The following is a 13,559-nucleotide window of genomic DNA, read 5'->3' on the forward strand; positions in this document are numbered from 1 at the left end:
CGACCAGGGTGGAGTTGCGGCAGATCGCGGCGGAGAGCAGCTCGGCGAGCCAGCTCTTGCCGGTGCCCGGGTCGCCGATCAGCAGCAGGCCCCGGTCGGACGCCAGGGTCACGATGCTGCGCTCGACGAAGCTGCGGTCGCCGAACCACTTCTGCGGGATCTCGCGGTCGAGCCCGTCGGAGCGTTCGGAGCCGAGCACGAACAGCCGCACCATGCGGGGGCTGAGCCGCCACGAGAACGGCTTGGGGCCGTCGTCGACGGACTCCAGCCAGTCGAGCTCTTCGGCGTACTTCACCTCGGCGGGGGCACGCAGCATGTCATCGGTCATTCGCGGTCTCCTAGGTAAGGAAGTTCTTGAGCTCGAACACGAGCTTGCGGATATGGCCTGAGATCACCGGAGTGCCCAGGTCCTTGAGCTTCTGGCGGTACCACGGGTCCACGCTCTGGGACCCCGAGCTGTTCACCGAGCCCACGGGGATGAACTTCACCCCCGAGCGGTGCACCGCCTCGAAGTCGCTGATCAGCGCGCGGTTGTCGTAGAAGTCGGAGATCCACACCATCACCGTGTCGCGCGGATCGGCGATCTTCGGCCGGGCCAGGGCCATCGCGGCGGTGCCGTCGGTGCCGCCCCCGAGCGTCGTGCGCAGCAGCACCTCGAACGGGTCGTGCACCCACGGGGTCAGGTCGAGCGCCCTGGTGTCGTAGGCGATCAGGTGCACGTCGACCTTGGGCAGCCCCGCGAAGATCGACGCGAGGATGGTGCAGTTGACCATCGCGTCCACCATCGACCCCGACTGGTCGACGACCACGATCAGCCGGGCGGGGGTGGTGCGGCGTGCGGTCTGCCGGTAGTACAGCCGGTCGACGTACAGCCGCTGGTCCTCCGGGCTCCAGTTGGTGAGGTTCTTCCAGATGGTGCGTTCGATGTCGAGGTTGCGGAAGACCCGCTTCGGCGGCACCGACCTGTCGATGACGCCCACGCTGGTCTTCTCGACCTGCGTGCGCAGCACCTCGGCCACCTCGTCGACGAACCTGCGGATCAGCGCCTTGGCATTGGCCAGCGCGACCCCCGACAGGTTGGACTTGTCACGCAGAAGCTGCTCGATGAGCGACATGCTCGGCGTGAGCTTCCTGGCCAGGTTGGGGTCGGCCAGCACCTCCCGCAGGCGCATGCGCTTGACGAGCCCGCCCTCCAGCTCCGCCAGGACCGCGGCCAGCTCCTCCTCGCCGGGACGCGAGCGAAGCCCTCCCGGCTCGCACCCCATCGCGCGCTCGAACCAGCCCGCGTCCTGCTGCCAGCCCGCCAGCTCGCCCGCGGTGACGCTGCCGGTGCCCGTCGCGAACACGTTGACCAGCAGCTTCGAGACCAGGGCCGCACGACGCACCTCGCCCCCGCCTGAGTGCTCCTGCTCCACCAGCAGGTCGCGCAACTCGGCGTCCAGCTCGGGGAAACGCTGCACCAGGGTGTCCACCGACACCCCGGGGTCGAGCAGCGCGGGCGGCAGCCCTAAGTCGTCGACGATGTCCACGCTCGCCGCCTCCAGCGTGGGCTGCTCGTCGGTGTCGAACAGCCGTGACAGCAGGCGCCAGTAGAGCACCTGGCGCCGGTTCTCGCCGGCGCCGATCGGAGATTCGCTCATCGCCTCAGCAGCCGTCCTGCCCGCTCGCGCAGCACGGCGACCACGTCACCGGCCCTGGCCTCGGCCTTGACGACCTTGGGATCGGTGGGCCCCATCGCCCAGTCGCCGTTGTGCGCGGCGACCGGCTTGCGCTTGACCGTCGCCACCACCGCCAGCGGCCGCAGCAGCCACCGCCCGCCGTCCCAGCGCATCAGGCCGACGCACGACGACGACGCGGCCACCAGTTCGGGGGTGAGCGGGCCGCAGGCCGGTAAGCGGTCGACGTCCACGGCGAGCGTGTTGCCGCCCAGCTCGAACGCGCGGCCGTCGGTGGTCGTGTACCCCTCCACCAGCACGGGCTCGGCGACGCGTACCGGATGGCGGTCGAGGGGCGGCACCGCGGGCGCGAGCGCCTCGCCGAGCATGACCCGCGCGGTCGCGAACGGATCGGCCACCTCGCCCGCGCGGGCACGCTCCTCCTGCCAGACCAGGTCGCCTCCGGCCAGCAGCGGCATGTCGGTGATCTCCAGACTGCGATGTTCGGCCAGGGCCGCCAGCAGCACCGGAAACCCGCTCATCAGCCGCCACACCGCTGGGCCGGTGATCGTGTCGACCTTCGCCGCGGCCACGCTCAGCCGCACCAGCCGGGACGGCGAGCCGCCGCTGGATTCGAGGATGCCGTGGACCTGCGCGCGCACCACCGTGCTGTGCTCGTGCACGTCGGTCCCGAGGATCAGCAGCCGTCCCGACACCGGCTCGGCCCCGCCGTTCCACGCGCCGGCCCGCGACAGCAGCACACCGCGTGCCCACAGATCGGCCCACCGCCGGACGGGCAGCCGTTCCATCGTCGCGACCGGGCACGACGCGCGCAGCTCGGCCGCCAGCCCGTCGAGCAGCACCGAAAGCCCCCGCAGCTCCGGTATCGCCTGCGACGCGTCGAGCGTCCGGTCGGCGGCGGAGACCAGATCGTGGTCGACGCCCCGCCATCCGGCGATGGCCAGCTCGCGCAGCCAGCCCCGGCACCCGGCGAGCAGATTGCCCGCCACCTCCTCAGGCGCCGCCGCCGGAGCCTCCCACGCCGCCCGCGACCGCCCCAGCGCGGCGTCGAGGCGAGCGAGCAGGGCGTCGTGCACGGCGCCGAACAACGCGGACCGCCCACCCGCCAGCGCCGCCAGGTGCTCGTCGGAGACCGACCCGGCGATCACCTTCTCGGCCGCCTCGCCCAGGCGCTCACCGAGCGGGGTGGCCGCCATCGCGCCGGCCAGGGCCGCCAGCGCCGCGGCCCGCTCCTCGCCGAGCCGGGCGAACCCGTGCACGAGGGCGTCGTCGAAGCCGGCCACCAGATCGAGCGCCTCGTCGACCCCTGCCGGAGCGCCGTCGAGCAGCTCGCCAAGCCGCATGCCGAGCATCAACGCACGGCTCCCATGGCCGGGAACCAGTGCAGCTCGGCCAGGGGATCGGTGCTGTCGGGCACCTCCAGGTAGGCAAGGTGCCGCAGGAAGCGGCTGAACACCACCGCCGCCGGGGTGCGCTCAGGCGCGCCGTTCAAGCAGCTCATCAGACGGCCGCCCTCGGGGACCTCGACCCGCAGGTAGCGGGCCACCCGGTCGAGGCCGTACTGCAGCACGGCCTCGCCGGCGAGCGCGTGGAGATGCTTGCACGGCGAGCCGTGCAACGCCCCGCACGGCCGGTTGTTGTTGGTGCTGCAGTCGTAGGTGTGGGTGCCGGCGGTGATCGACGAGACATAGACCCGCGCGATGTCGGACCCGCTCGACACGACCCCCTGCAACCGCCCGTCGGCCAGCTCGACGAAGGGAACCTTCGCCAGCTTGCGCGGCTCGACGGGCGGGACCACCCGCACCACACTGCACTGCTCCCACGCGGCTCTTTCCGCGACCACGACCCTCGACCTCCAGCCTGAACGGCTCGCGGACGCCAACCGAAACGTCGGTGTCTACGCGAACGGCCGATCAATGATCAAGGAAACTACCCCACGCCACCGACAGTCCGCCGCGCTCCTCGATCGGCCGGCCGGCCGATCGAGGATGGCCGGGTTTCCATCCAAGACGTTCTGGTCGCCCTGTCTCATAGGATTTCCGCATGTACCCCCGACTCGGTGATGATCTCGCCCGCACCGCGGAACTGCTCGAAGCGACCAGCGCCTACGCCGCGCGACTCCTCGCGGGCGTGACCGCACGGCCGGTCGCGCGTCCGTCCGCCGGGCACGAGCCGCTCTCACTGCCGGGCACCGGAGCGGGTGCCCAGGGCGCCATGGAGGCGTTCGCCCTTCGATGGGAGCCCGGTTTCGCCGCCAGCGCAGGGCCCCGCTACCTGGGCTTCGTCACCGGGGGCACCACGCCCGCGGCGCTGGTGGGCGACTGGCTGACCGGCGTCCTGGACCAGAACCCCACCTCCCGCGTCGACTCCTGCGCGGCCGACCTGGAACGGGAGACGGTCGGCTGGCTCCGCGAGCTGTTCGGGCTCCACCCCGAACACCAGGGCGCCTTCGTCAGCGGTGCGACGATGTCCAACTTCGCAGGGCTGGCGATCGCCCGGGAGTGGCTGGGCGAGCAGCGTGGCATCTCGGTCGCCGAGCAGGGCGCGGCGGCGCTCGGGCCGGTGCGCGTCCTGTCTGGAACCGCGCACTCCAGCGTCTCCAAGGCGCTGTCCATGCTCGGCCTCGGCCGTTCGGCTCTCCGGCCGGTGGACGTCCTGCCCGGGAGGGAGGCCGTCGACGTGGCCCGGCTGGCCGAGGCGCTGGAGGAGTTGGGGGGCGAGCCCGCGATCGTGGTGGCCAACGCGGGGACGGTGAACACGGTCGACTTCGACGACCTGCGGGCGATCGCCGCCCTGCGCGACCGCCACCGCTTCTGGCTGCACGTGGACGCCGCCTTCGGCGGGTTCGCCGCCCTGTCCGACGACCACGCGCACCTGGTCGACGGGATCGCCGAAGCCGACTCGGTCTGCGTGGACCTGCACAAATGGCTGAACGTCCCCTACGACAGCGCCGTGCAGTTCACCCGCCGCCGCGACCTGCAGACGAGGGTCTTCCGGAACTCCGCCGCCTACCTCGGCCCACTGGGGGAGGACCCGGACTTTCTGCACCTGACCCCGGAGAACTCCCGGCGGCTGCGCGCGCTGGCCGCCTGGTTCACCCTGGCCGCGTACGGCCGCGAGGGCCACGCGGAGATCGTCCGGCGCGACATCGCCCTGGCCGCCCGGCTCGGCGAGCGGATCGCCGCGATGCCCGCCTACCGGCTGCTCGCGCCCGTCAGGCTCAACGTCGTCTGCTTCACCCTCGCCGACGCCCCCGAACGCATCGGCCAGGTGGCCCAGGCGATCACCGAATCCGGCGAGGCGTTCCTCACCACCACCGTGTACGACGGCGTGCCCGCCCTGCGCGCCGCCTTCAGCGGCTGGCGCACCACGGAACCCGACGTCGACAGGGTGGCGGAACTCCTGGAACGCATCACGTGACCACGCGGAACGCCCGTCAGCGGGGCCGGATCGAGGGTTCCGGCCCCGCTGGTCCCGGCGGTCACCCGGCCTTTACGGGAGGGTCCATTTCTGGTTGGGGCCGGTGCCGCAGTCCCAGATGGTGACGGGGGTGGCGTCGGCGGGGTTGTTGCCGGTGACGTCGAGGCATCTGCCGGAGTTGGGGTTGCGCAGGGTGCCGTCGTTTTGGGGTGCCCAGTTCTGTGCGGCGGTGCCGTTGCAGGTCCATAGTTGGACTTTGGTGCCGTTGGTGGTGCCGGCGCCGGAGACGTCCAGGCATTTGCCGAGTGCTTTGAGCGTCTGGCCGGTGACGGTCCAGGATTGTGCTCCGGTGCCGTTGCAGGTGTAGAGCTGGATCTGGGTGCCGTCGGCGGTGGTGGCGGCGGCGACGTCCAGGCACTTGCCGGCCAGCCCCTTGACCGGGCCGGTACGGGACGCCGAGGCGGCCAGGGTGAAGGCGTCGACGTCGAACAGCGCACCGGCGCCGCCCTTGAACATCAGGTACAGCGTGGTGGTGCCGCTCGGCCCGTTCGTCAGGCTCGCGGTGACGTCCTGGAACGTCTCCCAGCCGCCGGTCACCGGCACCGTCGCGGAGCCGAGCAGGGTGCCCGTGCTGGAACCGGCCCGCACCTCCAGCGTGCCGCCCGCGCCGGCCGACGAGACACGCGCGGTGAGCGAGGTGGCGCCCTCCAGCAGGTAGGGCTGGAACGCGATCCAGTCGCCGTTCTCGATGTTGCCGACGGTCTTGCCGCCCTCGGCGCCCGCGTGGGTGATCGGGGTCACGCCGGCCGAGGAGCCGTAGTGCTCGGCCTGGCGGTGCTTCGGCTGCAACGTCGCCTGGGCCGTGCCCTTCAGCCCGCCCGCGTCGGTGTAGTCGGCGGCGAGGACGCCGAAGGTGTTGGCGTCGGTGGAGTGCTCGCCGTCCACCTGGGTCGTGATCGTGCCCGTGCAGCCGGTCTTCGAGGTCATCGCGTGGGCGTGCTGGTCATGGCCCAGCAGGTAGGTCACCGTGACCTTGGAGCAGTCGATCGCCCCGTCCTCGGGGTCGGTGACCGTCACCGCGTACGAGACCGTGTCGCCGAAGGTGAACGGCTGGCCGTTCTTCGGCGAGGTGAACGTCACGCTCGGGGCGGTGTTGCCCACCGTGACGATCACGCTCGCGGTGCCGGTCGCGCCCTGGGCGTCGGTGACCGTCAGCGTGGCGGTTCGGGTGCCCGCGGTCGTGTAGACATGGGAGGGGTTGGCCGCGGTCGAGGTTCCGCCGTCGCCGAAGGCCCACGCGTAGGTCAGGGCGCCTCCCTCGGGGTCGGAGGAGCCGGCGGAGGAGAAGTTCACCGTCAGCGGCGGCTGGCCCGAGGTCCTGTCGGCCGACGCCTTCGCGGTCGGCGCCCGGTTGCCGCCGGCGATGTACTCGATGCGGTACAGGGCCGAGTTGGCGTCGCCGCCGAAGTAGCCGGTGCCGTAGTCGAGGACGTACAGCGCGCCGTCGGGGCCGAACGCCGTGTCCATCACCTGCTTGCCGGTGAAGGGGAAGCTGGAGATGGCGCCACGGGAGCCGTTGGCCCCGACCTCGATCGCCTTGATCCAGCCGCGGCCGAACTCGCCGGCGAAGAACACCCCGTCCAGGGACTGGGGGAACTTCACGGCGGAGTTCAGGGCGGCGTCGTAGTGGTAGACCGGCCCGCCCATCGGGGACTCGGAGCCGCCCCCGAACTCCGGCGGCGAGCCGGAGTCGCCGCCGTACTTGATCCAGGCGGGCTTCGCCGGGGGCAGGGTGGTCATGCCGGTGTTGCGGAACGAGTTGTTCGTCGCCCCGCCGGCGCAGTTGAACTTCGCGCCGGAGACGCCGGTGGCGAAATCGTATTCGTTGTATGTCTCGGCGACGGTGTTGTCACCCGTGCAGTAAGGCCAGCCGTAGAAGCCCGGGCCGGTGACGCGGTTGAACTCCACCTGGCCCCCGGGGCCCCGGGAGGCGCTGGCCGCGCCCGCGTCCGGGCCGTAGTCGCCGAGGTACACGACGCCGGTGGCCTTGTCGACGCTCATCCGGAACGGGTTGCGGAAACCCATCGCGTAGATCTCGGGCCGGGTGTTCGCGGTGCCGGGCGCGAACATGTTCCCGGCCGGGATCGAGTACGTCCCGTTGTCGTTCACCTTGATCCGCAGCACCTTGCCGCGCAGGTCGTTGGTGTTCGCCGAGGTGCGCTGCGCGTCGTAGGAGGGGTTGCGGTCGGCGCGCTCGTCGATGGGGTCGTAGCCGCTGGAGTCGAACGGGTTGGAGTCGTCGCCCGTGCTCAGGTACAGGTTGCCCGCCGCGTCGAAGTCGATGTCACCGCCGACGTGGCAGCAGATGCCCCGGTCGGCCGCCACGTCGAGGATCCTCACCTCGCTGCCCGCCTGGATCTTCCAGTCCGCGGTGAGGGTGAACCGCGAGAGCCGGTTGACCCCCTGCCAGGCCGACCAGTCGGAGCCGGTGGCGGGGGCGTCGCCTGCCGGGGTGGACAGCGGGGGCGCGTAGTAGAGGTAGACGCGCCGGTTGGTCGCGAAGGCGGGGTCCACGCCCACGCCCTGAAGGCCTTCCTCGTCGTGGTTGTACACCGTCAGCTTGCCGACCACCGTGGTGGTGCCCCCGGCGTCGGTGCGCCGCAGCGTGCCGTCACGCGCGGTGTGGACGACCGACCGGTCGGGCAGCACGGCCAGCGACATCGGCTCGCCGACCTCGTCGACGCCCTTGGCCAGGGTGACCTGCTGGTAGTCGGCAGGGTTGACGACGACGGCGTTCGCGGGGGTGGCGCCGGCGGCCAGGACGAACGTCGCGCCGCCGGTCGCCAGGAGGGCGGCCAGGGCGGCCCTCAGTGTCCGTCTTCTTTTGTGGTGCACAGGAAGCCTTTCCGGTGCTCGGGGGGTGTCGTCCAGGCGGGGCGGCGTGGACGTGGCTGAACGCACGGCGTGGGCCCGCGGACGGCGCGCGCCGAGTCGGTGAGGGCCGGCAGGCACCGCCGCGCTGTTTCCGGAGAATTACGGTTCGCTATCCTCTGGAGCTCTTTCGCCGTGACTCTAAGTTCTTTCCACACCCCCGTCTAGGTCTTTAGCCCGATATTTCATGACTTTAGTTGAGAAAAACGTAAGTACCCTGGTGGCTTGGTGGAGACCGGCGCCCTTGACATGAAGCTTGGTTGAGGTTTCAGACTGTCGTGGGTGCCGCGACCCCCGCGCCACCGCCGCGTCACCCATTGGAGGGGCCACGATGACGTTCACCCAGGTCGAGATCGACTACCTGGCGACGCAGAGACTGGGGCGGCTGGCGACGGTCCAGCCCGACGGCACGTTGCAGGTCAGCCCGGTCGGGTTCTCCTACAACGCCGACCTCGCGACCATCGACATCGGCGGCTACAACATGGCCGCCAGCCGGAAGTACCGCAACGTGGCCGGCAACGGCCGGGTCGCGTTCGTCGTCGACGACATCGCGTCGGTGCGGCCGTGGCGCGTCCGGTGCGTGGAGATTCGCGGTCTGGGCGAGGCGATCGAACATCCCTCGGACTCCGCGAGCCAGGTCACCGGACCCATCATCCGTGTCCGCCCCCGGCGGATCATCAGCTTCGGCCTGGACGACTCCGACGTCGACCCGCACAAGCTGATCCCGAGCAGGCGGTGGGTCTAGCCTGCTGGGTGGGGCGGGCTGAACTGGTCGAGCGGGCCCTGGGGGGCGTCGTCGGCGAAACAGGTGGAGGGGCATGCCCAGGAGCGCGGTCAGCGTGAATGCCGCAGAAGCGGGACGGCGTGCGAACGGGGTGTGACCGCCGGGTGGCGATCTGGCCGGTGGGCCGGAACGGGATTTACCGGCGTTCTCCTGGCCGGTCGAATTCTTGCCGCCTCGATGCGTCGCCGATGCCATCGGTTGGAATGCGGGTCACGATGGGAATTGATCGGCCTGGCGGAGCTCAATCGCAATATGTGGAGCTTTGATATTTCAGGTCTGATGATACGAGGGATTCAATACGGTGGTCTCCTTCTTGTCAGTCCCAGGTGGTGCCCGGGGTGCGGGAGAAGCTGTCCCAGGTGGTCCCGGCAGTGCGGGTGTACGCGTCCCAGGTGGTGCCGGCGGAACGAGTGGAGCTGACCGGGGAGAAAGTGGAGTTCGTCATTTCTTCGTCTCTTTCGCTGCGGGCCGTTTATTTGTTCTCGCAAGAACAACTCTGCGGGAATCGCGGCCCGCGAACCAGACGAATGGACGGCAGCAAGCTGCCCTCACGTGACCACTTCCTGCCACCCCGAATGCCGCGCCGGGGCCCGCTCCGGCTCTTGGCCTGGTCGGCGACGGGCGCGTGGCTCCATGCTCGACGAGCCGGCGCGTCGTCGTCCGCCGGCCCGGTGGTCCTGGTGGCGCATGGCGAAGTTATTGCCTGGCCGGGAAGGTTCGATTGGTTCTCCTCGACGGTTGTCCGGGGAGTGGCCTCCACTAGGAGGTAATGCCATGGCTGACAGCAAGACAAAGCCGGAGCTCCGCGACGAGAACGATGTAGTCGGGCTGTTGCTCCACCAGCACACCATGATCCGCGACCTGTTCGCCGAGGTGGAACAGGCGACCGGAGGGGCTAGGGCGGAGTCCTTCGAACGACTGGTGCGGCTGCTGGCCGTACACGAGACGGCCGAGGAGGAGATCGTCCATCCCTACGCCAGGCGCAAGATCGACGGGGGAGAGGCCATCGTCGACGACCGGCTCCGGGAGGAGAACGAGGCCAAGCAGCTGCTCTCGCTCATGGAGAAACGGGGTACCGACGACCCCTCCTTCTCCTCGAATCTGAAGGAGCTCCGCCAGTCGGTGATCGAGCATGCCGAGGCGGAGGAGCGCTACGAGTTCACCCAGCTGGTCAAGGAGACCACCGACGCCGAGCGGCGGGCCATGGCCCTCGGGGTCAGGGCCGCCGAGGCCGTCGCTCCGACACACCCGCATCCCGGGGTGGAGACGGCGACCGAGAACGTCGTGGTCGGCACTCCCGCGGCCATCATGGACCGGGCTCGCGACCTCATCCGCCAGGCGATGAGCAAGAACAAGCAAGACGACTGACCGGGTCACCGGGGAGCGTACGGCCCGCGCGCGAAAGCCGCGAGCCGTACGCTCCCCAATGACCGCACGCAAAGCCGGGGGCCGTGCGCGCTCCATGCCCGCCGCGGCGGCGCCCTCTAGCAACCTTTCTTGTTGACTTGAAGTAAAACAACTGTAAAGTCTCTTTTCAGAGAGCGCTCTCACGTCTCGTCCACCCCCCAATCCCCCCCAAGGACCTGCCGTGAGATTCACCGTGCTGACCGGCGCGGCGGTGCTCGCCGTCGCGCTCGTCCTCCCCTCCATGCCCGCCCAGGCGGCCCCATCGCCCGATCCGGGCCCGAATCCGTCCGGGGCCTCCTCGGCCCAGCAGGCGCTGCAACGCGACCTCGGCCTGACCCCCACGCAGGCCCGGATCCGGCAGGCTCACGAAGCGGCGGCGTCCGTGGTGGAGCGCGGGCTCCGCACGCGCCTCGCCGACCGGTTCGCCGGCGCCTGGTTCGACGCCGCCGAGGGACGGCTGGCCGTCGGCGTCCTTTCCGCCGCCGACGCCGACCTCGTCCGCGCGGCGGGTGCGCGCCCGGTGGCCGTACAACGCAGTGAGAAGCAGCTCGCGGCCACGAAGGCCGCGCTCGACCGCGCCGCCGGCGGCGCCGGGCGGAACGTCTACAGCTGGTACGTCGACGTGGCCGCGAACACCGTCGTCGTGTCGGCGGCCGACCTCGACGCCGCCCGGCGTTTCGTCAAGGCCGGAGCGGTGGACGCCGCCGCGGTGCGGGTCTCCGCCGGCCAGGCGCCCCGGCCCCTCTACGACATCCGCGGCGGGGACCAGTACGTCATCAACGGCAACACGCTCTGCTCGGTGGGCTTCTCGGTGAGCAACGGCGGCTTCGTCACCGCCGGGCACTGCGGCGGCACCAGCAGCCCCACCCTCGGGTACAACAACGTCACCCAGGGCACCTTCGCCGGTTCGTCGTTCCCCGGCAACGACTACGCCTGGGTGCGCACCAACGGCGACTGGACACCGCGCCCCTGGGTCAACAACTACGGCGGCGGGAACGTCGCGGTGGCCGGCTCTCAGGAGGCCGCGACCGGTTCGTCCATCTGCCGATCCGGGCGCACCACCGGCTGGCGCTGCGGCGTCATCCAGGCCAAGGACGTCACCGTCAGCTACTCGGGGTCGCTGGTCTACGGGCTCACCCAGACCACCGCCTGCGCCGAGGGCGGCGACTCGGGCGGCGCGTGGATCACCGGCGACCAGGCGCAGGGCGTCACCTCCGGCGGCTCCGGCAACTGCTCGACCGGCGGCACCACCTTCTACCAGCCGGTCAACGAGATCCTCGGCGCGTACGGCCTGACCCTGACCACCACCGGAGGCGGGAGCACCAGCCGGATCATCGGCTGGCAGAACAAGTGCATCGACGTCCCGAACTCCAACGGGGTCGACGGGCAGCGGCTGCAGCTGTGGGACTGCAACGGCACCAACGCCCAGAACTGGACCTTCCCCGGCGACGGCACCATCCGCGCCTTCGGCCTCTGCATGGACGTGGCCTGGGGTTCACGCGACAACGGCGCCGTCATCCAGCTCGCCAGGTGCAGCGGCAACCCGGCGCAGCAGTTCGTCCTCAGCGGCGCCGGTGACCTGGTCAACCCGCAGGCCAACAAGTGCGTGGACGTCACCGGCTGGGGCGGCACCGGCACCCCGTTGCAGCAGTGGGAATGCAATGGCGGGGCCAACCAGAAGTGGTGGCGGGGCTGACGCGCGGCCCATCCAGAGCACCGGGGGGGGCGGCGGGCGTTCGCCGCCCCCACGGCAACGTCTACACCGCGCTGGACGGCGACCACACACGTGTGTAGCGGCCGTCCCGGCCTCCCCGACGTGGAGCCGAGGGCACAGGCGGCGGACCAGATTGTAGATGCTCGCGGCCGTCGGCCCCTGCTCACAACAGGCACTCAGCGAGGAACTGCGCATCTACCGCAGCGTCATGGTCACCCTCTGCGACGACCTCGAACGGGCCGGCCACGCGCGCCGCGAGCGCAACCCCGACGACCGGCGCGCCTACGCCGTCACCGTCACCGACTCGGGCCTGCGGCTGCTCGACGAGGCCGAGCCCGCGGTCCGGGGGTTCCTCGACCACACCTTCCAGGCCCTCACCCCCGCCGAGCGCGACCAGCTCACCACCCTGCTCACCAAACTCCTGACCCCCTGAGACAACGACCGGCTTCGGTCAGGCGAGGCCGGCGTCGTGGGCGAGGAGGGCGATCTGGGTCCGGTTGTCGAGATCCAGCTTGGTGAGGATGTGGGAGACGTGGGCCTTGACCGTGGCCACGCTCATGAACAGCTCCGCGGCGATCTCGGCGTTGCTCCGGCCCCGGGCCACCGCGACGACCACGTCGTTCTCGCGGGGGCTGAGGGCGGCCAGCGCCGCGCGAGCCCGCTGGTAGGCCCCGGCCTGGAAGGCCGCGCGGTCCATGAGGCGGCGGGTGACGCGGGGCGACAGGATCGGGTCTCCGGCGGCGACCCGGCGCACCGCCTCGACGATCCGCTCCGGCGGGGTGTCCTTGATCAGGAAGCCGCTGGCGCCGGCGCGCAGCGCGTGCAGGATGTTCTCGTCGGTGTCGAAGGTGGTCAGCACGATGACCTCGGGCGGGTGCCGCCGGCTCCGTAGCCTGCGGGTGGCGGTGATGCCGTCCACACGCGGCATCCGCAGGTCCATGAGCACGACATCGGGGGAGTGCGCGTCCGCGGCGGCGAGCACCTCGTCGCCGTCGGAGGCCTCGCCCACCACGGCGATGCCGTGGATCCCGTCGAGCATCATGGACAGCCCCGCGCGGACGAGGGCGTCGTCGTCGACCAGGAGTACGCGCAGCGGACGGCTCACGCCGGCCATGGTAGCCAGGCGCGCAGGCGGAACTCGGCGGCGGTCAGCTCGTGGTCGAGCTCCCCGCCCGCGAGGTGTACCCGCTCGGTCAGCCCGACCAGGCCGGTCCCGGCGCCGGGTGCGATGGGCGCGGCGGCGCCTCCCGCGGGCAGGGGGTTGCGGATGTCGATCACGAGCCGGGAGCCGGGCCTGCCCTCCAGAACCACCTGGACCGGCTCGCCTGAGGCGTGCTTGCGGGCGTTGGTCAGCCCCTCCTGCACGACACGGTAAGCGGTGCGGCCCATGGCGGCGGGCAAGGCGGCCGGGTCGACCACCCCGTCGCGCAGCCGCACCTGCCCCCCGGCGTCGCGGGACTCCTCGACCAGCCGGGGGAGATCGGCCAGTACGGCCTGCGGCCATCCGGCGGCGTCGTGGTCCCCGGCCGGGTCCTCGTCGCGCAGCAGGCTGATCACCTCGCGGAGCTCGTCGAGCGCCTGATGCGCCCCGGCGCGGACCACGCCGGCGGCGCGGGAGAGCTGCTCG

At 71.0% G+C, this 13,559-nt stretch carries 12 protein-coding genes and 1 pseudogene; 5 read left to right on the forward strand and 8 right to left on the reverse strand.

Annotated elements, in window-relative coordinates; all coding sequences use genetic code 11:
• The 4 genes from AB0B89_RS29810 to AB0B89_RS29825 form a co-directional block, all read right to left on the reverse strand.
• Nucleotides 1-328 (reverse strand): AAA family ATPase (locus AB0B89_RS29810; protein ID WP_358559451.1); only part of this gene is annotated, 328 nt, incomplete at its 3' end.
• Nucleotides 329-338: 10 nt separating this feature from the next.
• The gene (locus AB0B89_RS29815) at nucleotides 339-1,640 is read right to left on the reverse strand and encodes a VWA domain-containing protein (RefSeq protein ID WP_358559453.1); all 1,302 of its coding nucleotides are present in this window, start codon (nucleotides 1,638-1,640) and stop codon (nucleotides 339-341) included.
• Nucleotides 1,637-3,028 (reverse strand): hypothetical protein, encoded by a 1,392-nt coding sequence (locus AB0B89_RS29820; RefSeq protein WP_358559455.1) that lies wholly within the window; start codon nucleotides 3,026-3,028, stop codon nucleotides 1,637-1,639. Before AB0B89_RS29820 ends, AB0B89_RS29815 begins: the two co-directional genes overlap by 4 nt.
• Nucleotides 3,028-3,519, reverse strand: coding sequence for a hypothetical protein (locus AB0B89_RS29825; protein ID WP_358559457.1), 492 nt, complete (start codon nucleotides 3,517-3,519; stop codon nucleotides 3,028-3,030). Before AB0B89_RS29825 ends, AB0B89_RS29820 begins: the two co-directional genes overlap by 1 nt.
• Before the next feature lie 200 nt (nucleotides 3,520-3,719).
• Here AB0B89_RS29825 and AB0B89_RS29830 point away from each other — a divergent pair, with 200 nt between their 5' ends.
• A complete protein-coding gene (locus tag AB0B89_RS29830) occupies nucleotides 3,720-5,096 on the forward strand; it encodes a pyridoxal-dependent decarboxylase (protein WP_358559459.1) in 1,377 nt (458 codons plus the stop codon).
• Nucleotides 5,097-5,168: 72 nt separating this feature from the next.
• On the opposite strand, the gene AB0B89_RS29835 is transcribed toward AB0B89_RS29830, so the two are convergent.
• Nucleotides 5,169-7,991, reverse strand: a complete 2,823-nt coding sequence (locus AB0B89_RS29835) for a PQQ-dependent sugar dehydrogenase (protein WP_358559461.1) — start codon at nucleotides 7,989-7,991, stop codon at nucleotides 5,169-5,171.
• A 367-nt stretch (nucleotides 7,992-8,358) separates the two neighbouring features.
• On the opposite strand from AB0B89_RS29835, the gene AB0B89_RS29840 reads away from it, so the two are divergent.
• On the forward strand, nucleotides 8,359-8,772 hold the full coding sequence (locus AB0B89_RS29840; RefSeq protein WP_358559463.1) for a PPOX class F420-dependent oxidoreductase: 414 nt from the start codon (nucleotides 8,359-8,361) through the stop codon (nucleotides 8,770-8,772).
• A gap of 355 nt (nucleotides 8,773-9,127) precedes the next feature.
• On the opposite strand, the gene AB0B89_RS29845 is transcribed toward AB0B89_RS29840, so the two are convergent.
• Nucleotides 9,128-9,256, reverse strand: a complete 129-nt coding sequence (locus tag AB0B89_RS29845) for a hypothetical protein (RefSeq protein ID WP_358559465.1) — start codon at nucleotides 9,254-9,256, stop codon at nucleotides 9,128-9,130.
• A 329-nt stretch (nucleotides 9,257-9,585) separates the two neighbouring features.
• Here AB0B89_RS29845 and AB0B89_RS29850 point away from each other — a divergent pair, with 329 nt between their 5' ends.
• From AB0B89_RS29850 to AB0B89_RS29860, 3 genes are all read left to right on the forward strand, one after another.
• Nucleotides 9,586-10,179: a hemerythrin domain-containing protein gene (locus AB0B89_RS29850; RefSeq protein ID WP_358559467.1), complete on the forward strand. Its 594-nt coding sequence runs from the start codon at nucleotides 9,586-9,588 to the stop codon at nucleotides 10,177-10,179.
• A 220-nt stretch (nucleotides 10,180-10,399) separates the two neighbouring features.
• Nucleotides 10,400-11,914, forward strand: a complete 1,515-nt coding sequence (locus AB0B89_RS29855; RefSeq protein ID WP_358559469.1) for a ricin-type beta-trefoil lectin domain protein — start codon at nucleotides 10,400-10,402, stop codon at nucleotides 11,912-11,914.
• Between the two features lie 157 nt (nucleotides 11,915-12,071).
• A complete protein-coding gene (locus AB0B89_RS29860; protein WP_358559471.1) occupies nucleotides 12,072-12,365 on the forward strand; it encodes a MarR family transcriptional regulator in 294 nt (97 codons plus the stop codon).
• Between the two features lie 18 nt (nucleotides 12,366-12,383).
• On the opposite strand, the gene AB0B89_RS29865 is transcribed toward AB0B89_RS29860, so the two are convergent.
• Together AB0B89_RS29865 and AB0B89_RS29870 are read right to left on the reverse strand one after the other, a co-directional pair.
• A complete protein-coding gene (locus AB0B89_RS29865) occupies nucleotides 12,384-13,046 on the reverse strand; it encodes a response regulator transcription factor (protein ID WP_358559473.1) in 663 nt (220 codons plus the stop codon).
• A pseudogene (locus tag AB0B89_RS29870) lies at nucleotides 13,034-13,559 on the reverse strand (sensor histidine kinase); the annotation flags it as partial. The gene AB0B89_RS29865 and the pseudogene AB0B89_RS29870, both read right to left, overlap by 13 nt.

This window comes from Sphaerisporangium sp. NPDC049002, assembly GCF_040649355.1.
Lineage (GTDB): Bacteria > Actinomycetota > Actinomycetes > Streptosporangiales > Streptosporangiaceae > Sphaerisporangium.